Source organism: Prochlorococcus marinus str. MIT 1013 (assembly GCF_027359395.1).
Classification (GTDB): Bacteria; Cyanobacteriota; Cyanobacteriia; order PCC-6307; family Cyanobiaceae; genus Prochlorococcus_B; species Prochlorococcus_B marinus_E.
The window spans coordinates 1371053-1394641 of the sequence record NZ_CP114778.1 but is presented as its reverse complement, the minus strand read 5'-3'; the positions used below and the strand labels follow the sequence as shown (position 1 = coordinate 1394641).

23 protein-coding genes, 1 tRNA gene and 1 pseudogene are annotated in these 23589 nt (G+C 36.3%); 9 read left to right on the top strand and 16 right to left on the bottom strand.

What is annotated here, in order from left to right:
* Window positions 1-12: 12 nt before the first annotated feature.
* The 4 genes from O5633_RS08150 to gcvT all read right to left on the bottom strand — a co-directional run bounded on the left by O5633_RS08150 (window position 13) and on the right by gcvT (window position 5439).
* Window positions 13-654 (bottom strand): 7-carboxy-7-deazaguanine synthase QueE, encoded by a 642-nt coding sequence (locus tag O5633_RS08150; RefSeq protein ID WP_269609144.1) that lies wholly within the window; start codon window positions 652-654, stop codon window positions 13-15.
* The gene (locus O5633_RS08145) at window positions 655-2322 is read right to left on the bottom strand and encodes a CTP synthase (protein WP_269609142.1); all 1668 of its coding nucleotides are present in this window, start codon (window positions 2320-2322) and stop codon (window positions 655-657) included.
* 103 nt (window positions 2323-2425) lie between these two features.
* On the bottom strand, window positions 2426-4246 hold the full coding sequence (aspS, locus tag O5633_RS08140) for an aspartate--tRNA ligase (RefSeq protein ID WP_269611338.1): 1821 nt from the start codon (window positions 4244-4246) through the stop codon (window positions 2426-2428).
* Window positions 4247-4320: 74 nt separating this feature from the next.
* The gene (gcvT, locus tag O5633_RS08135; RefSeq protein ID WP_269609141.1) at window positions 4321-5439 is read right to left on the bottom strand and encodes a glycine cleavage system aminomethyltransferase GcvT; all 1119 of its coding nucleotides are present in this window, start codon (window positions 5437-5439) and stop codon (window positions 4321-4323) included.
* Window positions 5440-5590: 151 nt separating this feature from the next.
* Here gcvT and O5633_RS08130 point away from each other — a divergent pair, with 151 nt between their 5' ends.
* A complete protein-coding gene (locus O5633_RS08130; protein ID WP_269609140.1) occupies window positions 5591-5794 on the top strand; it encodes a metal-binding protein in 204 nt (67 codons plus the stop codon).
* A 17-nt stretch (window positions 5795-5811) separates the two neighbouring features.
* Here O5633_RS08130 and speB read toward each other — a convergent pair.
* From speB to mazG, 3 genes and pseudogenes are all read right to left on the bottom strand, one after another.
* Window positions 5812-6704: pseudogene (speB, locus tag O5633_RS08125) on the bottom strand (agmatinase).
* Window positions 6701-7567, bottom strand: a complete 867-nt coding sequence (speE, locus tag O5633_RS08120; protein ID WP_269609138.1) for a polyamine aminopropyltransferase — start codon at window positions 7565-7567, stop codon at window positions 6701-6703. The pseudogene speB and the gene speE overlap by 4 nt, the downstream one beginning before the upstream one ends.
* A gap of 10 nt (window positions 7568-7577) precedes the next feature.
* Window positions 7578-8390, bottom strand: a complete 813-nt coding sequence (gene mazG, locus O5633_RS08115; RefSeq protein ID WP_269609136.1) for a nucleoside triphosphate pyrophosphohydrolase — start codon at window positions 8388-8390, stop codon at window positions 7578-7580.
* A 142-nt stretch (window positions 8391-8532) separates the two neighbouring features.
* On the opposite strand from mazG, the gene O5633_RS08110 reads away from it, so the two are divergent.
* Window positions 8533-8604: transfer RNA gene (locus tag O5633_RS08110), tRNA-Val, on the top strand.
* A 19-nt stretch (window positions 8605-8623) separates the two neighbouring features.
* Window positions 8624-8974: an AIR synthase gene (locus O5633_RS08105; RefSeq protein WP_269609134.1), complete on the top strand. Its 351-nt coding sequence runs from the start codon at window positions 8624-8626 to the stop codon at window positions 8972-8974.
* Between the two features lie 27 nt (window positions 8975-9001).
* On the opposite strand, the gene O5633_RS08100 is transcribed toward O5633_RS08105, so the two are convergent.
* A complete protein-coding gene (locus O5633_RS08100) occupies window positions 9002-9253 on the bottom strand; it encodes a hypothetical protein (RefSeq protein ID WP_269609133.1) in 252 nt (83 codons plus the stop codon).
* A 63-nt stretch (window positions 9254-9316) separates the two neighbouring features.
* Here O5633_RS08100 and O5633_RS08095 point away from each other — a divergent pair, with 63 nt between their 5' ends.
* The 3 genes from O5633_RS08095 to O5633_RS08085 all read left to right on the top strand — a co-directional run bounded on the left by O5633_RS08095 (window position 9317) and on the right by O5633_RS08085 (window position 13283).
* Window positions 9317-9772, top strand: coding sequence for a protein phosphatase (locus O5633_RS08095; protein WP_269611337.1), 456 nt, complete (start codon window positions 9317-9319; stop codon window positions 9770-9772).
* A gap of 73 nt (window positions 9773-9845) precedes the next feature.
* Window positions 9846-12647, top strand: a complete 2802-nt coding sequence (locus O5633_RS08090; protein WP_269609131.1) for a valine--tRNA ligase — start codon at window positions 9846-9848, stop codon at window positions 12645-12647.
* A gap of 12 nt (window positions 12648-12659) precedes the next feature.
* A complete protein-coding gene (locus O5633_RS08085; protein WP_269609130.1) occupies window positions 12660-13283 on the top strand; it encodes a TVP38/TMEM64 family protein in 624 nt (207 codons plus the stop codon).
* On the opposite strand, the gene O5633_RS08080 is transcribed toward O5633_RS08085, so the two are convergent.
* Genes O5633_RS08080 through O5633_RS08070 form a run of 3 tightly spaced genes read right to left on the bottom strand, consistent with a single transcriptional unit; the run spans window position 13280 to window position 15971 of the window.
* Window positions 13280-13438: a hypothetical protein gene (locus tag O5633_RS08080; RefSeq protein WP_269609128.1), complete on the bottom strand. Its 159-nt coding sequence runs from the start codon at window positions 13436-13438 to the stop codon at window positions 13280-13282. The two genes, O5633_RS08085 and O5633_RS08080, sit on opposite strands and share 4 nt — an antisense overlap.
* A 19-nt stretch (window positions 13439-13457) precedes the next feature.
* The gene (ligA, locus tag O5633_RS08075) at window positions 13458-15530 is read right to left on the bottom strand and encodes an NAD-dependent DNA ligase LigA (protein ID WP_269609127.1); all 2073 of its coding nucleotides are present in this window, start codon (window positions 15528-15530) and stop codon (window positions 13458-13460) included.
* Between the two features lie 18 nt (window positions 15531-15548).
* On the bottom strand, window positions 15549-15971 hold the full coding sequence (locus O5633_RS08070) for a hypothetical protein (RefSeq protein ID WP_269609126.1): 423 nt from the start codon (window positions 15969-15971) through the stop codon (window positions 15549-15551).
* A 118-nt stretch (window positions 15972-16089) separates the two neighbouring features.
* Here O5633_RS08070 and O5633_RS08065 point away from each other — a divergent pair, with 118 nt between their 5' ends.
* Complete coding sequence (locus tag O5633_RS08065) at window positions 16090-16641, top strand: SprT family zinc-dependent metalloprotease (protein WP_269609124.1); 552 nt, start codon at window positions 16090-16092, stop codon at window positions 16639-16641.
* A gap of 86 nt (window positions 16642-16727) precedes the next feature.
* Window positions 16728-17261 (top strand): RNA helicase, encoded by a 534-nt coding sequence (locus O5633_RS08060; protein ID WP_269609122.1) that lies wholly within the window; start codon window positions 16728-16730, stop codon window positions 17259-17261.
* A 6-nt stretch (window positions 17262-17267) separates the two neighbouring features.
* On the opposite strand, the gene O5633_RS08055 is transcribed toward O5633_RS08060, so the two are convergent.
* Genes O5633_RS08055 through O5633_RS08035 form a run of 5 tightly spaced genes read right to left on the bottom strand, consistent with a single transcriptional unit; the run spans window position 17268 to window position 22770 of the window.
* The gene (locus O5633_RS08055) at window positions 17268-17855 is read right to left on the bottom strand and encodes a chorismate lyase (protein ID WP_269609121.1); all 588 of its coding nucleotides are present in this window, start codon (window positions 17853-17855) and stop codon (window positions 17268-17270) included.
* 5 nt (window positions 17856-17860) lie between these two features.
* Entirely contained in the window at window positions 17861-19831 is a 1971-nt protein-coding gene (gene mnmG / locus O5633_RS08050) for a tRNA uridine-5-carboxymethylaminomethyl(34) synthesis enzyme MnmG (protein WP_269609120.1), read from the bottom strand.
* A gap of 33 nt (window positions 19832-19864) precedes the next feature.
* On the bottom strand, window positions 19865-21283 hold the full coding sequence (dnaB, locus tag O5633_RS08045) for a replicative DNA helicase (protein WP_269609119.1): 1419 nt from the start codon (window positions 21281-21283) through the stop codon (window positions 19865-19867).
* A 57-nt stretch (window positions 21284-21340) separates the two neighbouring features.
* Window positions 21341-21799 (bottom strand): 50S ribosomal protein L9, encoded by a 459-nt coding sequence (gene rplI / locus O5633_RS08040; protein ID WP_269609117.1) that lies wholly within the window; start codon window positions 21797-21799, stop codon window positions 21341-21343.
* A gap of 41 nt (window positions 21800-21840) precedes the next feature.
* Complete coding sequence (locus tag O5633_RS08035; RefSeq protein WP_269609115.1) at window positions 21841-22770, bottom strand: acyl-CoA desaturase; 930 nt, start codon at window positions 22768-22770, stop codon at window positions 21841-21843.
* A gap of 79 nt (window positions 22771-22849) precedes the next feature.
* Between O5633_RS08035 and O5633_RS08030 the strand changes: the two genes are divergently transcribed.
* Window positions 22850-23584: a hypothetical protein gene (locus O5633_RS08030; RefSeq protein ID WP_269609114.1), complete on the top strand. Its 735-nt coding sequence runs from the start codon at window positions 22850-22852 to the stop codon at window positions 23582-23584.
* Window positions 23585-23589 lie beyond the last annotated feature (5 nt).

Genomic DNA, 23589 nt, shown 5'->3' with positions numbered 1-23589 from the left:
TTATCTAGATGGTTAGAGTACACCTAGCCATTTGTGAGTTTGCATACTTAATTTCCAATCAGGATTGTTTTTTACAAATTTGATTGCGAGTGTTTGTCCCTCTTTATTTTCCCATCCTGCTTGCAAAAATAATTGAGGTTTAATCTTTCCATTGTTTTTTATTAAATCAGCCATTTTTTTAGCAAAAAGTAAATCTTCAGCGTTTTGTATAACAACTTTTAATTCTTGGCAAGATAACAGATTATCAATGCGTGGAGGAGAATGACGTTTAGGAGATAATGTTATCCAATCTGGGTTACCACTGAGTTTATCTATGCCACTGGTTTCGAGATGAATTGGAATAGATTTTTTCTCTAGATTGAGTGTAGATTTTCTAATTTCTTTACAGAGATGATCCAAATTATGATGTAATGGCTCACCTCCAGTGATTACAACAAAAGCTGCACCTTCTTTTTGGGCTTTGGCTGTGCTAATTGATAAATCTATCAAACTTTGTTGTGGATGAAGTTCGGAATTCCATGAATTTTTCGTATCACACCAAGGACATCCAACTGTACAACTAGCTAATCTGATGAAGTAAGCGCTTCTACCAGCATGTTCTCCTTCTCCTTGTAGAGAATGAAAACATTCCACTACTGGTAGAGATGGTTCCATTTATTGCTGTTCTAGAGATTTTTTTTCAATAATTTTTGATTGTGGATTGAATGCCTCACTTGGAGAGGATGGTACGCGTAATTGTGCAGCTTGAATCAATCCACTAAATAAAGGGTGTGGTTTCCCTGGCCTAGAGAGAAACTCTGGATGATATTGACATGCAATAAAAAATGGATGATTTTTTAATTCTATTAGTTCTACCAATCGACCATCAGGTGAAGTACCACTAATGACATAGCCAGATTCCATTAGGAGAGTCCTATATGAATTATTGAACTCATAACGATGTCTATGCCTTTCGTAAACAACTTCTTCGTTGTATAAACTTTGCCCGGTTGTGTTGGTTTGAAGTCTACAAGGATATACTCCTAATCTCATTGTTCCTCCTAGATCAACTACGTCTTGTTGTTCTGGCAGCAAGTGAATTACAGGATGTTTTGAATTTGGATCTAGTTCGGCACTAGATGCATCTTCTAAACCAGCTAAATTACGAGCCCATTCAATGACAGCACATTGCATACCTAAGCAAAGTCCAAGAAAAGGAACCCTTTGCTCCCGTGCCCATCTGATAGCAGCTATTTTCCCATTTACGCCACGGTTACCAAAACCTCCAGGAACGACAATTGCGTCCATTCCCTGAAGTAGTTTTTCTGCTCCCTCTGATTCGATGTTCTCCGCATTGATCCAGTGAAGATCTAACGATGCATCTTGCGAGATACACGCATGACGTAATGCTTCGACTACTGATAAGTAGGCATCATTTAATTGTACATATTTGCCAACTAATGCAACTTTGACAGAAGGACCTGGATTGCGCAATTTATGGACTAATTGTTCCCAGTCTTTTAAATCACTTTCATGATCATTCAAATCCAAGCAATCTAATACTTCTTTGCACAGTCCTTCATCTTTGAGAGCTAATGGCACTGAGTAAATACTGTCAGCATCAAGGGATGCTATGACCGCATCAGAATTGACTCCACAAAAACCTCCTATTTTATTTTTTAAATCATCATTAATGGGCCTATCACTGCGACAAACTAAAATATCTGGCTGAATACCTATAGAACGTAATTCTTTTACTGAGTGCTGTGTTGGCTTGGTTTTGATTTCTCCAGATGTACCGATGTAAGGCAATAATGTGACGTGAACATAAACAACATCGTTTCTCTTTACATCCCCTTTAAATTCTCTAATTGCCTCAAGAAAAGGTAGAGATTCAATATCTCCAACTGTTCCTCCAATTTCTGATATCACTACATCTGCACCACTATTGTCTGCTACACGTTTAATTCTTTCGCGAATTTCACGAGTGATGTGGGGGATGACTTGAACTGTTCTTCCGTCATAGTCACCTCTTCTTTCTTTATTAATAACAGCTTGATAAATGGAACCTGTCGTGACACTGTTTAGCCTTGACATTGCAGTATCTGTAAAGCGCTCATAATGCCCAAGGTCTAAATCAGTTTCAGCACCGTCTTCAGTTACAAAAACCTCTCCATGTTGGAAAGGACTCATTGTCCCAGGATCAACATTTAAATATGGGTCAAGCTTCAAAATCGAAACACTGTATCCTTTTGATTTGAGAAGTCTGCCAAGACTTGCGGCAACAATTCCTTTGCCAATGCTTGAAACTACACCACCTGTGACGAAAACAAATTTTGCCATTTACTTTTCAATCATTCTTTAAGCTACCTTGATCCAGCTAAACGCCAAGAAATTTACATATTTTCTCTTTAGGATAATGTTTTTTCCCCTAATTTCTATCAATTTAATCAGGTTCGATCCAAGTTGAGGCTATGTGGAGGTCTTCTAATTGTTGATTTTCCACGTTTGCAGGGGCTTTAGCCATGGAACAACGAGCTTGTTGTGTTTTTGGGAAAGCAATAGTATCTCTAATTGAATCTTCATTGGCTAAAAGCATAACTATTCTGTCAAGTCCAAATGCAATTCCACCATGTGGAGGAGCACCCATTGAAAGTGCATCAATTAAAAACCCAAATTGCTCTTCTGCTTTATTTCTAGATAGACCAATTACTTCAAGTACAGTTTTTTGAAGTTCTGAGTTGTGAATTCTTAGAGATCCTCCACCAATTTCTAGTCCATTTAGCACTAGATCATAAGCTTGAGCATTTGACTTGGGTAATTTGTCTTTCCATAAGCTCTCTGATTCACCAATATCTTCAGGCTTAGGAGCGCAGAAGGGATGATGAATTGCTTCAAGACGATTTTCATCAGAATTAAATTCAAACATAGGAAAATCAGTGACCCAAAGAAAATTCCATTGTGTTTTTAGTCCGTTGTCGGAAATGATTTTTAGATCTTGAGCTATAAATTGACGAACTCTATCTAAGGTTCTATGAACAATATTTGTGGGTCCTGCACCAAAAAGGATCAGATCACCAGCTTTTGCTTGGGTTTTTGATAGGAGTTCTTTTATTTGTGAGGTAGTTAAATTATCTTTTATGGCTCCAATAGTATCGACTTCTTCATTATCTCTAACTCTAATAAATGCTAGCCCGCCCGCGCCAGCCTTTTGGGCTTCGCTAAAAATATCTCCACCTGGTTTTATTCTTACATTACTAATTAAATTATTTCCATCCTCAATGGTGATGCATTTGACGCATCCACCAGAAGAAATAGCATTTGAAAAAACTTTAAATCCACTTTTAGAAAATAAATCACTTGTGTTAACAAGTTCCATTCCATATCGAGTATCAGGTCTGTCAGTTCCAAACCGATCCATAGCCTCTTGCCAAGTCATCCTTGGAAATGAATTTGGTAGATCAATCCCTTTAATTTTTTCCCAGATGTGTTTGATTAACTTCTCATTTAACTCAATGATTTCTTTTTCCTCCATAAAACTCATTTCAATATCTAATTGAGTAAATTCTGGTTGCCTGTCTGCGCGTAAATCTTCATCACGAAAACAGCGTGCAACTTGGTAGTAACGTTCAATGCCACCAACCATCAATAATTGTTTGAATAATTGTGGTGATTGCGGCAATGCAAAAAATTCGCCACCGCATACACGTGAGGGGACTAAGTAATCTCTTGCGCCTTCAGGAGTTGATCGAGTCAAAATAGGTGTTTCAACTTCTATAAATCCTTCGTTTTCAAGAAAATTTCTAGCCGCTTTGATTGTGTTATGTCTCAATCGAAGATTTTTATTCATTCTCTCTCTTCTTAGATCCAAATATCTATGCCTCAGCCTGATTTCTTCTTTAACACTCTCTTCATCATGAATTGAAACTGAGAAGGGTAGAGTAGTAGTAACACCATTCAGAATTTTTATATTTTCAGCTAAGACTTCTACTTCACCGGTTGGGATTTTTCTATTAATAGCTTCATCAGGTCTTGCTCTTACTAATCCATTGATTTGAAGAACAGTCTCGTTTCTTAGACTTTCAGCGATGCTAAAAAGATTTTGACCTTGATCTGGATCAACTGTTATTTGAATTGTTCCAGAGCGGTCTCTTAGATCAATAAAAATTACTCCGCCATGATCCCTCCTGCGATCAACCCAACCACATAGTTGAACATTTGCGCCAATTGCGGAAGCTCGTAGTTCTCCACAAGTCTTAGTGCGCATGAAATTCTCAATCATCATGAATAATGAGTTTCCCACAAAGACCGGCTTTTATGCACAACACAGTTTCTACTTGCTCAAAAACCTTTTCTGTAGAAAGGTCTTTTTACGATTATTGCAGGATGATTTTTCCCTCGAATTTCTACTTCCAATTGAGTATTTATTTTTGCAATTTCGCTAGGCACATAAGCAAGAGCGATAGGTTCTTTCAATGTTGGAGACCAAGTTCCGCTAGTTATTTGCCCAACAGTCTTGCTGTTATATAAAACTGGATATCCTTTTCTTGCTATTCCTTTATCTTGCACCTTGATACCAACAAGTTTTTTTCTCGTTCCAACTTCGGTCTGTTTTTCTAGAGCTTTCCTACCTATAAAATCATTAGGCATTTCTAAATGAACTAACCAACCCAAGCCAGCTTCAAAGGGAGTTGTATCTAAGTTAATATCGTTGCCATATAAATGCATAGAAGCTTCTAATCGCAGCGTATCTCGTGCTCCAAGCCCGCATGGAGTAACTCCCGATGTAATTAGACTCTTCCAGATGGACTTAGCTGTTTCTGGCGATGATAAAAATTCGAACCCTTCCTCTCCTGTATAACCAGTTCGTGCAATAAAAATTGATTCTTGTGAGTTAGTTATATTCGGATTAGCAGTAATAGTTCTGTGACCAAAACGTGGCAAATCCGATAAAGGCTCTTGAAGAATTTTCTCAAACGTATGAATTGATTCTGGACCTTGGATGGCAATTAATGCACCCTCTGGCATGAATTCGGATATTGTGATTTCCTTTTTAGAAAGATTTAAACTCAACCATTCAATGTCAGATTCTTTTCTTGAGGCATTAATGACTAGAACTATACTTTCTTCTTTTGTATCTAAAATCCCTTGATCATAAATGATTAGATCGTCTTGAATTCCTCCATTTTCTTTTAAAAAAACTGTATAACACGCTTCACCCGGTCCTATTCGAAACACGTCTGAGGGAACTAAATTTTGTAATGCGCTCTTGATATTTTTACCTTTTAATTGGACAACACCCATGTGAGAGATGTCGAACATTCCAACATTTTTTCTTACTGCATTGTGTTCTTCTATTAACCCAGAAAAACTAACAGGCATTTCCCAATTGGCAAAAGGGACCATTTTACCGCCTAACTTTTTGCATTCTTGGTAAAGAGGAGTTTGCAGTAATTTCATTTTTTGTTGAACGGTAAAAGAAATTCACTAGTAATAACGTGAACCTATAAGAATTTCTAAAACTAAATTTAATGCTTTGTGGCTCGATCCGGAAAGTTTTACTAATCTATGAGTCTTGGGTTAAGACTTAATGATTCCAAAAAGTTCTTGTATGAGCTGCAATCAGTGTGTTTCAAGTCATTTTGATTCATTTTCATGGTGTAAACTTAGAAAGATAAAAATACATTCTGAGATAGCTTCAGTTGTTGCTTGTGGTCATTGGATAAAAAAAGAACCTAATTCCCCAAAAATTTCTGAAAAATTTGTTCATCAACAACTCGATTTTGGAAAGATATTAGTTATAAATGAGAATTAAACGCAAAATTTTTACGATTATTTGTCCAGTAACATAATTAATGAACGTATAACTTTTGCAGCAAGGATACTACTAATACCAGAGTTATCTAATTTGGGAGATAATTCGACTACATCAGCACCAATTAAGTTATGAGACTTGATAACATCTACGATTGCTGCAAAATCCCCCAGAAATAGCCTCCGGGTTCAGGAGTGCCTGTTCCCGGCATTATTGAAGGATCAAACCAATCTAAATCAAAAGTTAAATAGATTGGTGTCCCTTTAAAACTTTTTAGAGCTTCTTCTAAATATTTTGCATTCTCTCCCAAAGTATGTTGAATTAATCTTTTAGTATTGCTCATTTCATGAAATTCTGATTTTGTCCCACTTCTGATTCCTATTTGAAAGATCTTTTTACTTGGCAGTATTTCTATGCATCTTTTCATGGTACAAGCATGACTAAACTTACTACCTAACCATTCATCTCTAAGGTCTGCATGAGCATCTAATTGAATCATAATCAATTCAGGATAATTAGTAATTATTGATTTAATAATTCCACTCGTTATTGAATGTTCTCCACCAATAACAAGAGGTTTTAAATTATTTTTAAGTAAAATACCTATCGCATCTTGTATATAATCAATTGTTAACTTTGCATCTCCAAGGGGAACATCTAAAGAGCCTAAATCAGCAAAGTTTATATCTTCTAAATCTAAATTTAATTGCGGACAATATGTTTCAATTCCATAACTATCTTCCCTAACAGCAGAAGGACCGAATCGTGCGCCAGGTCTAAAGCAACAAGTTCCATCATAAGGAACTCCTAACAGCGATACTTTGCACTGATCGATGCTCCTTTGTGCTCCCATAAATATTGCATCATCGTTATTAAATAGTGATAGATCTTTTAGGTTGTATTTGGTCATATTTTTGCTAGCTCTCTTTCTATGAATGCAGGAATTGTATTAAATGCACCTTTTTGCCATCGCTCACTCCAAATCTGACAATTTTCAGAGATCTCTTTCACGCGACTTTTTTTGGGATTCATGTATTTTGGATTCTCCATAGATGCAAATGTCCAGCTCCATAAACCGCTTGGGTATATGGATACAGATCCATAAATTGGATCTGCGTAGTCAAAAATTTCACGAAGAACTTTGACAATATTTATGTGAATTTGCTGAAAAGATTCTGGCGATTCACTTTGTGTTGCCAAAATCCCCCCTGGTTTAAGTATTCGTTTGCAATCTTTAAGAAAAGAATTGCTGTACAATTCTTTAGAAGGTCCAATAGGATCTGCACCATCAATAATAATCACATCATATGAATTCTGTTTTGTATTTTTTACCCAATCAATTCCATTCTTGATTTGTAAATTCAATCTTGAGTCAGACCATGCATTTTCTCCGATAGTAGGTAAATACTGTTTACTTAATTCAATAACTCTTAGATCGATTTCGATTAAATCGATAGACTTAACCTCTTTATATTTTAAACATTCTCTTGCACTACCTCCATCACCTCCCCCAATAATTAAAATATTATCTATTTGCGTAGAACAGCACAAGGCAGGATGAATAAGACATTCGTGATAATATTTTTCAGACTTTTCTGCTGTCATCCAACAATCATCAAGTAATAGTGCTTTGCCATATCTTTTGCTTTCATATATGGTAATTTTTTGAAAAGGACTAGACTCTTCTAATATTATTTTTCCCTGGAGTCCATATCTAACGCCTTGATGATACTCGTCAAGCCAATCGGATCTTGTATTTAGTTTGTGATTCATAATTGTAATATTAATGCATGAGATTAATCTTTGCTAATTTCCAATATTTCTCTAATTTCTTTTTTGATTGGGAATTTAATTCCCCCTCTATATGTTTTTCAATATAAGCTAATCGCTCTAGGAATCTTTGATTAGTTTTTGCTAACCCTTCTTCTATAGATATTTTATTCCATCTTGCAATATTTATCAATGTAAATAATACATCTCCTATTTCAGCCTCGGCTTCGGACAATTTTTCTGCTTTTAATGCACATTTTAATTCTTCTAATTCTTCATATAATTTATCCCAGATTTGATCACTTTTTTCCCATTCGAATCCATTTTTTGCAGCTTTTTTGGAGATAATTAGTGCTGCTTTTGTAGAAGGTTGTGGCCTTATCTTTAATTTTAATCTGTCACTAATTGGGCTTTTTGAGTTATTTAATGGCTTTTCATTATTCTTGATTTTTTCCCAAGAGTCTTCCACTTCTTTGATACTAACTTTTGCATTATTTTGAAATACATGTGGATGTCTTCTAATTAGCTTTTCAGTAATCACGTCAATGATGTCTGTCAAATCAAATAAGTTTTTTTCTTTTGCTATTTGAGCGTGCAAAATTATTTGTAATAAGAGATCTCCAAGCTCTTCTTTTAATGAATTCGGATTATCGTCTCTTATTGCCTGAGCAACTTCATATGCTTCCTCTAGAACATATGGGATCAAAGAGAGATGAGTTTGCTTGAGATCCCAAGGACAACCATTGATTGGATCTCGTAGTTTTGAAACCACTCCAAGGAGCTTATCGATTTTTTCTTCTGAATTTATTTCGCTTGTGTTTGTCATTTCTAGTTGTCTTGAGAGAGCTTGTTACTACGCCCAGAAAACGATTTTTTTTGAATAGTTGATCTAATTATGATTAATTCTCAACAACAGAGCAGCTTGAGGTATAAAGTACATGAATTAGTCTAACGACTAAAAGTTGTATGGGCGATTAGCTCAGCGGTAGAGCGCCTGCCTTACAAGCAGGATGTCCCTGGTTCGAACCCTGGATCGCCCATCTAAACAATTCTTGATTTATGCAAAATGGCCCCGGATTAAAAATTTCAGCAACAGCAGTAGCAGAGTTAAATAGGCAAGCTGCTTTTACTGGAACACCAGGAGTTATGCATATTGATCTACTGGATGATAAGTGTGGAGAGGGATGGAAATTTATAAGAATTAGGCCAGGGAAAAATGATGGTGTTCCCCTTGCTAGAGCTGATGGGATTACTTTGTATGCTCGCCAAGATCAAGTCCTATTTTTTCAAGGTCTAAAGCTGAATTATTTTGGTGATTTAAGTGGAGGTGGATTTCTAATTAGCACGCCAAAAGGGGCAGAAGCTTCTCCATGTGGATCAGGCTTTAGAAAACTTTCAAAAGCTCAATAATTTCTTCAAACAGTTAGAGAATTGACTTTATTCTTCTGGAAACAAGATTGACGAGAGTTCCTCAGGATCAACTTCATAGACGCGAGCTAAACTTGTTTCAATGGCACTAGTTACTTCGCCCGGTAAGAATCTCATAGCATTTAAAGCCTCGTCCGATATTTCTTCTGTAAGCAACTTTTCCTTACTATTTAATTTTTCATCGTTGATTACAGCAATTATCCAGCTTTGATATGCGTAGACAAGATCGGAGAACTCAAGTTCAGGGTCGTTCAGATCCATGACAAATAAACAGATAATGAACAATAAACACTAGTTTGGCTGTAGTTGGAGAAAATGTCTTCTATGGAACAAATATCTCGTACTTCTATTCAAGCAAAAGCATTTGAATTTGCATTGATGGAATTAATTTATAGTAAGCGAGATAGCTTTCAGCCACTGTGGAGCGTGGATAGCTGGGTTAAATTTTTAATCTGGTTAAGTTTAAATTGTGGGCTTTCTGGAGAGAAAGAAAGCTTGGAATTGTTTGCGCAAGCTATGGGTTCTCCCTTAACAAGTCGAATGAGAAACATATTTTTTGAAAGAGCTTTAGAAGATTTGTCATTACATGTGATGGCTGACCCTGCAGAAGCGCAAGTTTTGATAATGCCCATAACTATAGATAAGGAGATTGATGATAAAGATATAGTTCAAGCCTTACAAACGATTGGTTTAAGTGAAAAGGTTTCTTTATCTTCGGCTGCATGGGAAAGGCATGACTCAATAGTTGCGATTCCTTGGAACGTGAAAAGTGACATTTGAATTTAGGAAAAGCAAGAATGATGTAAAACTTTTGTCGGGAATGAGTAAATTAAATTAAACACTTTTTTTTTCTGTGATCGAGCGGGCAAAAACTACAAAATTATCTGAAGCCTCAGGGCTTCCTAAAACATATGATCCAGTTGGTACTGAAAATCGCTGGCAGAAAGCTTGGGAAGAAAAAGGAGCTTTTAAACCTGATCCATCAGCCCCTGGAGAACCGTTCTCCGTAGTTATTCCTCCCCCAAATGTCACAGGTAGTCTGCATATGGGGCATGCTTTTAATACCGCCTTAATTGATACAGTTGTCAGATATAAGAGATTAAAAGGAAAGAATGTTCTTTGTCTTCCAGGAACAGACCATGCCTCAATTGCGGTTCAAACTATTCTGGAGAGACAGCTAAAGGAAGAAGGCAAAAATCGTCGTGATCTTGGGAGAGCTTCTTTTTTGGAAAAAGCTTGGGAGTGGAAAGAAAAAAGTGGTGGAAGAATTGTTGATCAATTAAAGCGTTTAGGATATTCCGTAGACTGGAGTAGAGAGAGATTTACATTGGATGAGGGCCTGAGTAAAGCTGTTTCCGAGGCATTTGTTCGTTTATATGAAAAAGGATTGATATATAGAGGAGAATATTTAGTGAATTGGTGCCCTGCCTCTGGTTCGGCTGTGAGTGATTTAGAAGTTGAAATGAAAGAAGTAGATGGACATCTATGGCATTTTCGATATCCGTTAGTCACATCATCTGTATCAAGTGCGAAACAAATTAGTTACTTAGAAGTAGCGACTACACGTCCTGAGACGATGCTTGGTGATGTCGCAGTTGCTGTGAACCCATCAGATGAAAGGTATAAAGATCTCATAGGTGAGCAACTTACTTTGCCTCTAGTTGGCAGAACTATTCCCATTATTGGAGACCCTCATGTAGATAAAGATTTTGGAACTGGATGTGTCAAAGTTACTCCAGCTCATGATCCTAATGATTTTGAGATAGGTCAGAGACATGACTTACCTCAAATAACAGTCATGACTAAAAAAGGAACAATGAATCACAATGCAGGTCAATTTGAAGGCTTGGATCGTTTTGATGCTCGTGAAGCTGTTATTGATTCTTTAAAGGAGATTGGTCTTTTAACCAAAATAGAAGCTTATAAACATAGTGTCCCTTTTTCTGACAGAGGGAAAGTACCAGTAGAGCCATTGTTGTCAACTCAGTGGTTTGTCAAAATGGATCCTTTAGCAAAAAGTTGTTCTGAATTTTTTGAGAAAGGACAACCTAAATTTATTCCTAATAGATGGTCAAAAGTTTATCGAGATTGGTTAACTGATATCAGAGATTGGTGTATTAGTAGACAATTATGGTGGGGACATCGCATTCCGGCTTGGTTTGTGATTAGTGAAACAGATAATAAAGTTGTTAATGAAACACCGTATATTGTCGCTAGAACAGAAGATGAAGCGAAGAAATTAGCACGTGAACAATATGGAGATTCAGTCAAAATTGAGCAAGATGAAGATGTTCTAGATACATGGTTTTCTAGCGGATTATGGCCTTTCTCCACATTAGGATGGCCTGATGAAACTCATCCTGATTTTCAACGTTGGTATCCCACCAATACCCTAGTTACTGGCTTTGACATTATTTTCTTTTGGGTAGCAAGAATGACAATGATGGCTGGAGTCTTTACGGAGAGGATGCCATTTTCTGACGTTTATATTCATGGACTTGTTAGAGATGAGCAGAATCGAAAGATGAGTAAGAGTGCAGGAAATGGTATTGATCCTTTATTACTAATAGAAAGATATGGAACAGATGCTTTGAGGTTTGCTCTTGTTCGTGAAGTTGCCGGTGCTGGACAAGATATACGTCTTGACTTTGATCGTCAAAATCAAACTTCAGTAACGGTTGAGGCCTCTAGAAATTTTGCTAATAAGCTTTGGAATGCAACTAGATTTGCTCTTATCAATCTTGAGGGTCAAGATTTTGAAAATTTGGAGAAATATGATTTATCGAAGTTGCAATTATCAGATAAGTGGATTTTATCAAGACTTGCTCGAGTCAATCGTGAGACTGTTAATCGATATGAAAATTATGCTTTAGGAGAGGCAGCTAAGGGATTATATGAATTTGCTTGGAATGATTTTTGTGATTGGTATTTAGAACTAATCAAACGTCGATTGAATACTTCAGAAAATTTTTCTCCTGATGAATTACTAGATCAAAAAATAGCGAAAAGTATCTTATACAAAGTTTTAAGTGATCTTTTGATTATGCTTCATCCTCTAATGCCTCATTTAACAGAGGAGCTTTGGCATGGATTAACTGGTTTAGCTGAGGATCAATTCCTAGCTTTGCAGCCTTGGCCAAAATTAAATGAACAAGACTTGAATATTGATTTAGAGATTTCTTTTTCTGATTTATTTGCATCTATCAGATTGATTCGCAATCTAAGAGCAGTTGCTGGGTTGAAACCCTCTCAAAAAGTTCCTGTCATGTTGGTCTCTGGCAAGGAAGTCTTGCAAAACACTCTAAAAACATCAATCAATGATATTGCTGTTTTGACTAAGGCTAAGGAAGTCCAAATATTATCTCCAGAAGAAGCAAAATCATTACCTTCTATGAAAGCTTTAGCCGGCGTAAGTGGAGAGCTAGAGGTGGTTCTTCCTATTGAAGGATTGATAGATATAGCTTCTTTACGATCAAGGCTTGAAAAAGATTTAAATAAAGCACAAAAGGAAATAGAAAGTTTCTCTGGACGTCTAGCAAATAAAAATTTTGTTGATAAAGCACCTAAAGAGGTTGTTGAGGAATGCAGAGCAAACTTAACGGAGTCAGAAGCGCAAGTCCGTCTAGTCAAAGAGCGTCTAATGGGATTGGATTGAACTCTCTTAACTATGTCTGACAACTTAGAAATTCTGGTTAATAATTTCATTCCTTTTTTAAGTAGCCCTTTTGGAATTTTAGTTTTTGCTTTGGTGTATGTTTTTTGGGTGTCTTTTTTGTTGCCAGGCTCATGGCTTTCCATGTTGTCTGGCTTTCTTTATGGCACCTGGCTTGGAAGTTCGGTGGTTTTTGTGGGAGCTTTTATTGGAGCTCATCTAACTTTTTATTTAGGGAGAACTTTTTTAAAAGAATGGGCTCGAAAAAAAGTCTCTAATTTTCCAAAAGTTCAAATAATGGAGAAAGCTGTTAAACGTGAGGGTCTCAAAGTCATTCTTCTCACAAGACTTTCTCCACTTTTTCCATTTGGCTTACTTAATTTTACATATGGCTTGAGTGAGGTAAAAGTTCGTGATTTTACTCTTGGAATGATTGGTATATTACCTGGCACAATTTTATATTGCAGTTTAGGTTCCTTAGCACTCAAAGTTTCAAATTTTCGTGCAGTACTCTCAGGAAGATCTGATACTAGTTCATTTATTTGGAGCTTAATTAGTATTTTATCGACTATTTTAGTTGTTATTTTAGTTTTACGTTCAACAAAAAAACTCAACCAGGATTCTCAATCATTAGATTAATCATCAGCTTTTAAATTCCAATCTTCAATCGCTGCAAATACGATAAACCAATAAAGTCTTATGCGATTAAAGATACCTTTTTTAGAAACAAGCATTTCATATTTTGCGCGTCCACATTCTGTTTTGATTAAAGAAAAGATTAGATTCTTATCCATTTTTAAATTCTAATCATTTTTACAATAATAGCTTAAATTGAGTTTCGTTAATTATTTTTACTCCAAGCTCTTCTGCTTTTTTTAATTTACTCCCCGCTTTTTCTCCTGATAATAAGAAATCAGTTTTTTTACTAATTGAAGAGCTGACTTTTCCTCCAGCACTCTCTATCAATTCTTTTGCTTCATCTCTTGTAAGCGAATCTAAAGTTCCTGTTAAGACAAAAACTTTACCATGAAAAATATTGGATTGGTTTGAATTGTAGTTTGACTCTAAATTCTCTCTTAGAGAAAATCCAATTGCCTTTAATTCTTTAATTAAGGTTTGATTATTAGAATCATCAAACCACTTAATTATTGCATCTTTCATCTCATTTCCGAATCCATAAATATTCGATATATTTTCAGGTGACTCCTTAGCAACAGTATTAAGTTCCTCGATACTATGAAAGTTTGTTGAAAGAGATTTAGCATTCGCTTCTCCTATGTGAGGTATCCCTAAACCGTAGAGTTGTTTGTGCCAATTTTTGTTTTTAGACTCGTTAATTTCTATTAGTAAATTCTTTGCAGATTTTTCACCAAATCTTTCAAGTTTTAAAAGGGAATCAATTTCAAGTTTGTATAAATCTGCGATTGACTGTACATATCCTTCATTTACTAATTGATTAATAATCTTTTCACCTAATCCTTCTATCTTCATTGATCCTTTACTGACCCAATGACGCAAAAGACCTTTTAATTTTGCTGGGCATCTAGAATTAACGCATTTCGTTATTGCTTCGTTCTCTTCTTGAATTAACTTGGAATCACATGCTGGACAGTTTTCAGGAAATTTTACTAATTTTGCATTAACTGTTCTAAATTCTTTTATAACTCTAATAACTTCAGGAATAATTTCTCCAGCTTTTCGCACAATTATGGTGTCATCATAATGAAGATCTAAAGATTCAAGTCTGTTTGCATTATGAAGAGTTGCACGATTCACAGATGTTCCTGCAAGCTCAATAGATTCAAACTCTGCTACTGGTGTTACAGCGCCAGAGCGACCTACTTGGAAAATTAATTTTTTTAACTTAGTCGCTTTCTCTTCTGCTGGATATTTAACAGCTATGGCCCATCTTGGAGCTTTATGTGTAGATCCTAGGATGTTTTGTATCTCAAATTTATCTATTTTTACTACTATTCCATCGGTGGCATAAGCTAAAGAATCTTTTTCGATTTCCCAATACTTATAATAGGCATTTGCTTCATTTAAGTTTTTTTTTGTTTCATAAGCAGTATTAACTTTAAAACCAATACTTTTTAAAAACTCAAGTGATTCAGATTGAGAATTTGGTTTTTTCAAATTGCTATCATTTGGCTCCCAATTGTCTGGTAAATAAATACTATATGCGAAGAAGTCAAGTTTTCTAGATGCAACTATTTTGGGATCTAATTGTCTTAATGTTCCTGCACAAGAGTTTCTAGGATTTGCGAAGAGTGGTTGATCAGTATTTTTTCTCTCAATATTGAGTTTATCAAATATATTATTAGGCATGAAAGCTTCTCCTCTAATTTCAATCCAAGAGGGTGGATTTTTTAATAATAAACTTAATGGAATTGTAGAAATTGTTCTGATATTAGTAGTGATATCTTCTCCAGTTTTTCCATCTCCACGAGTTGCTGCTCTAGTTAAAATCCCATTTTCATATCTTAGTGAAATAGCATTCCCATCAATTTTTAATTCACAAATTAGTTCTGGATTATCATCTTCCTTGAAATTTTTATTTTCTGAACTTATTAATTTTCTGATCCTTGCGTACCAAGTTTTTAATTCATTTACATTAAAAGCATTGTCTAGGCTTAAAAGAGGAATATTATGATCAACATTTTTGAAACCTGTAGAAGGGACACCTCCTAATCTTTGGGAAGGGCTATCATAAGTAATTAAAGATGGGTGGATATTTTCAATTTCAATTAACTCTCTATATAGTTGATCATAAACAGCATCGTCTATCTCGGGTGCATCTAATACATAGTAGGAGTAATTTGCTTTATTGAGTAAAGCTCTAAGCTCTTTTGCACGTTCATAATGTTGATTTAAGTTTGAATTCACTTCTCACATTTCGCTTCATTATGTATTGGCTTTCGCAATACGATCTATTTGCCAATTTTCGTTTATTTTAATAAAAGTGAAGTCTAGGGGCATTTCATTTTTCTTATCTTCTGATTTCAAGCTTAGTGTGAGCATTATTTGATTGTCTTCTATTCTTGGCCGCCCTGACTTCAAGTTTCTATATCGATTTAATTGCAAGCTACCCAAAAATTTGATGAAGTCTTGTCTATTGACATGTGATTTATAAGCTTTTGTAGTAAGTCTATAAGCCCCATCTATTCGGCCAGCTGCAATCTGATCAAAAAACTTTTTCACAAGAGGATTAATACCTCTAGCACTTATGACCAGTTTGATTGCGTTAAAAGTCCAAAAAAGGAGAAGTGCGCCAACTCCAACCAAGAGAGCTTTTAATCCAATTGCTTTGATAAGAGCACTATCCATTTTTTTAATTCCTTTTAGTTAAAGATTCTGACTTATTAGCCATGAGATTAGCTTGTTTGTTATTGATAGTTAGACAGAATGTTATCGGAATAATAATGCTAACGAGTTCTCGGCATCAATGTCTTTAATACCTGTTTTACCATTATTTCTTGAATTAAACAGACAATATTTTCAGAACTCTTTGCTCGAGAATGAAGTTCCCAGAGTCTCTCTTCGTTGGAGTGATGGCCGCATGAGCACTACGGCTGGGATCTATAGAAGTAAAACGAATTTCTTCGGAGTTAAAGCTAGTGAAATAATTTTGTCTAGACCAATATTGGAACATCTTCCCCACAAAGCATTGATGAGCACCTTGTGCCACGAAATGATTCATGCCTGGATTGACCACGTTCTGAAAGTTGAGGAAGCACATGGGCCTAATTTTCATCAACGTATGGCAGAGATCAATTCCGCTCAAACGGATTTCCAAGTAACAGTTCGTCATTCGTTTCCAATAACAAAAAAAGCCCCAAAATGGGTGGCAACTTGCCCTTCATGTAAGAGAACTTTTAGCTATCGGCGTATTGTTAGAGGTGCTGCTTGTCGAAGTTGTTGTAACAATTATTTTGGAGGTAGATGGGATCAAAAATGCTTACTTGAATTTGAACCTTTATCTAAAAGTAATAAATAATTTTTTTCTATAATTGGCTTTAATTTTTGAATAATTTCATCTTTACGGAGATTCACTTGTTGGTTTGAAAGCGTTAAATTTAAAAGATGAGCTCTAATAACAATCGTCATCCAATTCGACAGCGATCTCGAGCACCTCTTGATCGCAGAATGGATCAATGGATAAAAACTGGGAAACAGGTTGTAGATGGTGTTGCAGGTAATCGACCTGGTCAAAGAAGGGGAGGATGGCAAGATAAAGAGACTTCAGCAAATTTCAAAAAAGTTGGTCGTTGGATGGAAGAGAAAATTGATTGGTTTTTTGAAGATGATGACGATTGGTTGGATAATGAAGATTTAGATGATGAACCGCTTCGAGAAAGCATAAACAATACAAAAAGACCCTTAACTGCTATTTCTTTGAGAGCTCCTAAAGCTTTACCACCTCAGATTCAAGGAAGGAGAAGCAATTCAGGCGAATTGGATGAATGGCCAGATGATCAATCTTTTAAATTAAGTAAGTGGGAAAGAAAAGATAGTGAACTTAAGCAAAATGTACCCGAGTTAAACGATTCTTTTCAAGATGAGCGAACTCCTCAAAGAAGAAAAAACATACCAAGATCTAGTCGGAGAAAATACTAGTTGTTGTTAAAAAGCCTTTCTTGGTATTGGTCCTAACCATTTTTCTAACTTTGGGCTGAAAACTTCTCTGATTACAGTTAATTCTTTTTGATGGCGAAAAAATCGATAATGCCTGCTCCAAAAAGGGCCATCTTCTTGAAATTCTGCTTTCAACCAATTGGCATTAACTAATCCCAAGCCATCAACTTCTCTAAAAAGCTCGGAGCGTCCTTGGGTCAAGCTTTTCCAGATTGGTTGATCCTTATTTTGCAGATGTTTTTCTGCTTCTTGATAATTCCACCAGCTTTCCGCCCATGCCAGGGTTAAATTTCCACATGTAAGCCAAACTTGTCTTCGTAGCAAAGGAGGCTCTAGTTCATTGACTTCTTCTGGGACTCCATTTTGATCATTATTTTCCATTTCCATGGATATGACTTTTATGGCAACCTCATGCCCTGTTAAAAGCTTGAGATGTCTGGTTGGGCTGCCATCACCCAATAGCATTAATTGCCATGCTCCAGAGAGTTTATGATTTCCTTTCCCTGAGAGAACATTTTCTTTCGAGGCTTTCCAAATCACTTCAGGGGAAGGTAATTGAGATTGATGTGAATTCACTGTTATCAGCTTGTTATTTGTAGTGGATCTTTTCTTTCAGCTTTTTTCATTTGCTCTATTTTTAACCATACAAGAAGTGCAGTGAGGTCTGCTTTGCTTACACCGGGAAGTTGAGCAGCATGTCCAAGACTTTTGGGCTGAGAAATTGTTAATTTTTCTCTCGCTTCTTTAGATAGTGTTTCTATATCATTGTAATTTAAATTTTTTGGTAATAACTTTTTACTTTGCTGTTTTAATTGATTTATTTGAGCTTTTTGTCTTTCTAAATAACCGGTATATTTAATATCTATTTCAACTCCTTCTTCAACATCTAAAGGAATATCCTTAGTTGCTAAATTATAATTAATTAGGTCTTTATAGTGAATATTTGTTCTTCTGAGGAAATTGGCCAGTGTTATTGAACCTTTAATAGCTGTTCCAGTAGAGGAATATATTTTTTTTGCACATTGATCACTTTCTTTAATGCGCTCTTTTTCTAACCTTGTTTTTTCTTGATCGATTAATTGTTGCTTAGTATTAAAAATTTTCCACCTTCTTTCATCAATTAATCCTAATTTGTAACCGAGGGGAGTTAAACGCCTATCAGCATTGTCACTTCTTAAAATTAATCGATACTCACTTCTACTAGTTAATACCCTATATGGTTCTTTTAAATCTTTTGTGACTAAATCATCAATCATAGTTCCAATATAACTACTCTCTCTTTCAAAAATAATTCCTTCTTGATTGTTTACTAATCTTGCAGCATTTAAACCTGCTACTAAACCTTGTGCTGCAGCTTCTTCATATCCTGTTGTTCCATTTAGTTGCCCTGCACTAAACAAACCACTTATTCTTTTTGTTTCTAGTGTTGCTTCTAATTGTGTGGCTGGTATGTAGTCATATTCAACTGCATAAGCAGGTCGAAGCATTACGCATTTTTGCAAGCCTGGAAGAGTTCTTAGCAGTTCTAACTGTAAGTTTTCGGGCAGTCCAGTTGAGAAACCTTGCACATACATTTCTGGAGTATCTCTACCTTCGGGTTCCAAGAAAATCTGGTGTGAATCTTTGTCAGCAAAACGTACAATTTTATCTTCAATTGATGGGCAATATCTTGGACCTTTACTATCAATAAAACCTCCATAAATAGGAGTTAAATGAAGATTATTTTTAATAAGTTGGTGAGTTGCTTTTGTTGTTCGCGTTATATGACAACTCATTTGTTCCCCACTTTTCCATGAAAGAGGATCAAAAGAAAAGAATTTATCTGAAGCATCGCTCAATTGCTCATCTAGGGAGTCAAGATCAATTGTTCGTCTATCGACGCGTGCAGGGGTTCCTGTTTTTAAACGATCAGTAGTAAAGCCTAACTTTTGTAATTCTTCAGTTAACCCTTCAGAGGCCTGCTCTCCTGCTCGACCTGCACTCATAGATTGATTGCCAATCCAAATTCTGCCTCCTAAAAAGGTTCCTGTTGTAAGTACAACTGCCTTTGCATGAAAAACGCTTCCAAAATAGGTTTTAATTCCTTTTATAAATCCAATTCTCTCTTGAATTTCTGGTGTTTTTTTTTCAATCTGATTGGGATAATGTTCAATTTCTAGCCCAGTAACCATTGCCTCTCTAATCTTTAAATTTGGGGTGTTTTGAAGGATTTTTAGCATTTCATGTGCATATAACCGCTTATCTGTTTGTGCTCTCAATGCTCGTACTGCAGGCCCTCTGCTTGCGTTAAGGACCCTTTTTTGAAGAGCTGTTAAATCGGCTAATTTCCCGATGATCCCTCCTAGTGCATCAACTTCATGAACTAATTGACTTTTAGCTGGTCCCCCTACTGCTGGGTTACATGGTTGCCATGCGATTCGATCTAAATTGAGTGTAAATAAAGCTGTATTTAATCCTAATCTTGCTGAAGTCAGCGCAGCTTCGCAGCCTGCATGACCACCTCCTACAACAATTACGTCAAAACTTTCATTTGAAGATTGTTTAGTAACCATCAATTAAGCAATAGGAATTTAATTTTCGAACAATTAAGCCGCAAGATTTCTAAATCTAGTGAATTGGGGTTCAAAAAGTAATTTAACTGTTCCAACCGGTCCATTTCGGTGTTTTGTCACGATAACTTCTGTAATTCCTCTGTCAGTCGTTTCTGGATTGTAATACTCATCCCTATAAATCATTAGAACCAAGTCCGCATCCTGTTCTATTGAGCCAGATTCACGCAGATCGCTAAGCATTGGTCTTTTATTGGTTCTTGATTCAACTCCTCTACTTAATTGAGATAAAGCGATTACTGGGACTTTAAGTTCTCTTGCCATACCCTTAAGACCTCTAGTAATCCTTGAGATTTCTTGAACTCGATTATCGGGTGAAGTACCTTCCATTAGTTGTAGATAATCAATCACAATTAGTCCCAGCTCTTTGCCTTGTTCAGCAATTAGGCGACGACATAAGGACCTCATCTCAAGAACACTTGAATTTGGTTTGTCGTCAATGAATATTGGTAATTGACCAAGTGTATTAATACCTTGACCGAGTAATGGCCATTCATCTTGTTGCAAACGTCCTGTTCTTAATCGACTGCTTTCAATGCCTACCTCGCTTGATAGCAGTCTGTAAGTTAGTTGTTCTTTACTCATCTCAAGACTGAATACACAAACAGGTAAGTCATGAAGTTGCGCTACGTTTTTAGCTAAATTAAGAACAATTGAAGTTTTTCCCATTGCTGGTCTTCCTGCAACAATTATTAGATCGCTCCTCTGAAGTCCTTGTGTCATTGCATCCAGATCGTAAAAATTAACTGGTATGCCTGCCACTGATGTACCAAGTGATCTACTTTCTATTTCATTGAAAGTACTTGTCAGAATTTCTGCAGTAGGTGTTAAACCTTTGGATGGTTGCTCTTGACTAATAGCAAAGATCTTTTGTTCAGCTTGATCTATGGCTTCTTCCATTGGAAGGCTTTGATCAAAGCCTAATTTGATCACATCATTTCCAGATTTAATTAATTGTCTGCGCAAAAATTTATCGCTGATTAATTTAGCAACTTGTTCGATTGAAGCTGTAGATGTAACCCTCTCAACTAGTTCAACTAATCGATTATTGCCTCCAACTTTTTCTAAAGAATTTGTATCGGCTAGCCAAGCACTCATCGCTGTTAAATCTGTGGGCTTGCCTTGGCTATGAAGCATTAATGCAGTTCTATAAATTTCTCGATGAGCAGAAATGTAAAAAGCTTCAGCTTGTAGTAAATCAGCTATTCTTCCTATTGCATCAGGATCCAATAAAATTCCACCAAGAACAGATTCTTCTGCCTCCAGGTTTTGTGGTGGTATTTGGTCAGGTTGAGCTTCAAAACGAGGTTTCTCAATCTTGGAAGTATTAAAAGCTCCAAAATCTCTAGTTTGTTTTGAAAAATCCCCGTTATTTGCAGAGGGGGTACTTATCATTTACTACTTGTTGGACAAGGACTCCTACTTTGGCTTGTTCAGACAAATTTGCAACTATTAGTAACTTGCAACTTCAAGGTTTATCTCAGCATTTACCTCGTTGTGAAGCTTGATTTGCACTTTATATTTGCCAACACCATGTATCTCAGGGACAGAGATGTCTCTACGATCTATATCTTTTTTAGTAGCCTCTTTCACAGCTTCTGCTACATCACCATTTGTCACTGTTCCAAATAAGACTCCATCTTCGCCTACTTGCTTTTTGACAGTAAATCTTCCAATTGTTGTAAGAGCTGTTTGGAAGTCAATGGCTTCTTGCTTTTTAGCAGCTTCTTTTTCTGCTTGTTTTGCTCTTCTGTGTTCCACTTGTTTTAAAACAGTGGGAGTTACTGGTAATGCTTTTTTGTTGGGTAATAAAAAGTTTCTTGCAAAACCAGGAGCGACCTCAACAAGATCACCATCATTGCCGAGACTTTTTATGTCTTCATTTAGAACAACTTGAACTCTCTTAGCCATGGATCGAAAATGAGTTAATACTTTTAATCTTGTTGATAATATTACGATGCGATAGGGAGTCTAATTTTTTTTGCTAGCCCAATTGCTTTTAAAAAACGTATGTGTTGCCAAGTTAAATCTATTTGTTTTCGTTGAAGGCCATGCTTAGCTGAATTAGGGAAAGCGTGATGATTATTGTGCCACCCCTCACCAAATGTAAGTGCAGCTACCCATTTATTATTTTTTGAATTATCCCCACTCTCATATGCAGTTGTACCCCAACAATGAGTTGCTGAATTAACTAGCCAAGTTATGTGATAAACAAAAACCAGTCTTAGAGGAATCCCCCATAGAACCATTGCCCATCCTCCAACACCAGCTGATTGGCCAATTAAATAAAGAGTTGCACCTAAAGGTATTTGCAAAAGTAAAAAATTTTTATTTAAGAAGCGATAGTAAGGATCTTTGATTAGATCTCCAGACAGTCTTGGAACTGCTTTCATGGCAGGTACGTCTTCAAACATCCATCCCATGTGACTCCACCAAAATCCTTTGTTGCTGTCATGATGATCAGCTTCAGTATCGGAAAAAGTATGATGATGCCTATGAAGACCAACCCAATCTATTGGTCCATGTTGGCAACTTAATGCTCCACAAGTTGCAAAAAATCTTTCCAGCCATTTTGGAACTTGAAAAGATCGATGTGAAAGAAGGCGATGATATCCTGTGGTTACTCCCAAGCAAGCAGTTACCCAATACAGGAAAATAAATCCAGAAAATGCTATCCAGCTCCAAAATTGAGCTTGCAATGTATATATAGTCAGAGCATGTATTGTTAGCATGAATATAACTGTTCCCCATCTTTTTCTTTTCCTTTGGTTATGAATCCGTCTTGGTACATGCCCTTGGAGCTTCTTCGATGCAGCCATAGCTTTATCGGCAGCAACTGGTTTTTTTAATGGAGCCGAAGCCTCGATTAAACTTGAAACCATTAGTGATCCGTTTACATGATGTATATAATATACGATAAGGATCCTTATCAGGCCTATCTGTTAATCTTGAATGTGATTTGTGACCTCTAGTTTTCGAGACCAACTGACTGCAGGTAGAAGGGCGATGGCTCATCTAGTGCATGTATGGCATGAGCGCAATGGCTGGTCTCATAAAGTTCTTCCTGCTTTGGCAGAATGTTTGGATCTAGGTAGAGTTCATAGCTCTCAAATCTCAAATCTACGAAATGGAAAACTTGTATCTCCAAGTCCTGAAGTATTTTTTGCTTTAGGGAAAGTCAATCAAGTTCTTTCTCGTGGGTTAGAAAATATAGAAAGTCAAATACTGAGCGTTCATCCTGAGTTACATAGATCACTTCAAGAATCAGCTATTGCTGTTGAAGGAAATGACAATCATCCACTTTCTGCGGGTGACTTTTTTGAGATTTTTGTTGGTTTAGCTTCTTTACCTGCCTCCTTTGATTGGTTTATCGAGGAATCTGAGGCACCTGTTCTCAGTGCTGCTTTGGCTGATTATTTATGTAAAGGGAGGTCATGGAGAATTTGTAGAGAACAAGTCATGTCAGCCTATCCCGTAAGTAAAAAACAACGAAGAGACAGATTTGAAGCGGTTATGGCTGGGTTAAAAGATTACACAGCAGAGGAACTTGATGGTGAATTGTTAGATTTGCACGCAACAAATAAATTGTTAAATACAAACAATTTGCAAGGTGCAGATGACTTTTTGGAAAATCTTCGCCAAAGAGGTTTATTACTTAAAGATCAAGAAAAATTAGAAATTATTTTTTCTGATTAATCTTA

Excerpts from the sequence above, each read along its gene's own strand:
- gcvT (WP_269609141.1), bottom strand. The coding sequence starts at position 5,439 with ATGAAATTACTGCAAACTCCTCTTTACCAAGAATGCAAAAAGTTAGGC.
- mnmG (WP_269609120.1), bottom strand. The coding sequence starts at position 19,831 with ATGGTTACTAAACAATCTTCAAATGAAAGTTTTGACGTAATTGTTGTA.
- speE (WP_269609138.1), bottom strand. The coding sequence starts at position 7,567 with ATGAATCACAAACTAAATACAAGATCCGATTGGCTTGACGAGTATCAT.
- O5633_RS08105 (WP_269609134.1), top strand. The coding sequence starts at position 8,624 with ATGCAAAATGGCCCCGGATTAAAAATTTCAGCAACAGCAGTAGCAGAG.
- mazG (WP_269609136.1), bottom strand. The coding sequence starts at position 8,390 with ATGACAAACACAAGCGAAATAAATTCAGAAGAAAAAATCGATAAGCTC.
- dnaB (WP_269609119.1), bottom strand. The coding sequence starts at position 21,283 with ATGATAAGTACCCCCTCTGCAAATAACGGGGATTTTTCAAAACAAACT.
- O5633_RS08130 (WP_269609140.1), top strand. The coding sequence starts at position 5,591 with ATGAGCTGCAATCAGTGTGTTTCAAGTCATTTTGATTCATTTTCATGG.
- O5633_RS08145 (WP_269609142.1), bottom strand. The coding sequence starts at position 2,322 with ATGGCAAAATTTGTTTTCGTCACAGGTGGTGTAGTTTCAAGCATTGGC.
- O5633_RS08065 (WP_269609124.1), top strand. The coding sequence starts at position 16,090 with ATGTCTTTAATACCTGTTTTACCATTATTTCTTGAATTAAACAGACAA.
- O5633_RS08070 (WP_269609126.1), bottom strand. The coding sequence starts at position 15,971 with ATGGATAGTGCTCTTATCAAAGCAATTGGATTAAAAGCTCTCTTGGTT.
- O5633_RS08085 (WP_269609130.1), top strand. The coding sequence starts at position 12,660 with ATGTCTGACAACTTAGAAATTCTGGTTAATAATTTCATTCCTTTTTTA.
- rplI (WP_269609117.1), bottom strand. The coding sequence starts at position 21,799 with ATGGCTAAGAGAGTTCAAGTTGTTCTAAATGAAGACATAAAAAGTCTC.
- O5633_RS08100 (WP_269609133.1), bottom strand. The coding sequence starts at position 9,253 with ATGGATCTGAACGACCCTGAACTTGAGTTCTCCGATCTTGTCTACGCA.
- aspS (WP_269611338.1), bottom strand. The coding sequence starts at position 4,246 with ATGCGCACTAAGACTTGTGGAGAACTACGAGCTTCCGCAATTGGCGCA.
- O5633_RS08035 (WP_269609115.1), bottom strand. The coding sequence starts at position 22,770 with ATGGTTTCAAGTTTAATCGAGGCTTCGGCTCCATTAAAAAAACCAGTT.
- O5633_RS08060 (WP_269609122.1), top strand. The coding sequence starts at position 16,728 with ATGAGCTCTAATAACAATCGTCATCCAATTCGACAGCGATCTCGAGCA.
- O5633_RS08150 (WP_269609144.1), bottom strand. The coding sequence starts at position 654 with ATGGAACCATCTCTACCAGTAGTGGAATGTTTTCATTCTCTACAAGGA.
- O5633_RS08095 (WP_269611337.1), top strand. The coding sequence starts at position 9,317 with ATGGAACAAATATCTCGTACTTCTATTCAAGCAAAAGCATTTGAATTT.
- O5633_RS08080 (WP_269609128.1), bottom strand. The coding sequence starts at position 13,438 with ATGGATAAGAATCTAATCTTTTCTTTAATCAAAACAGAATGTGGACGC.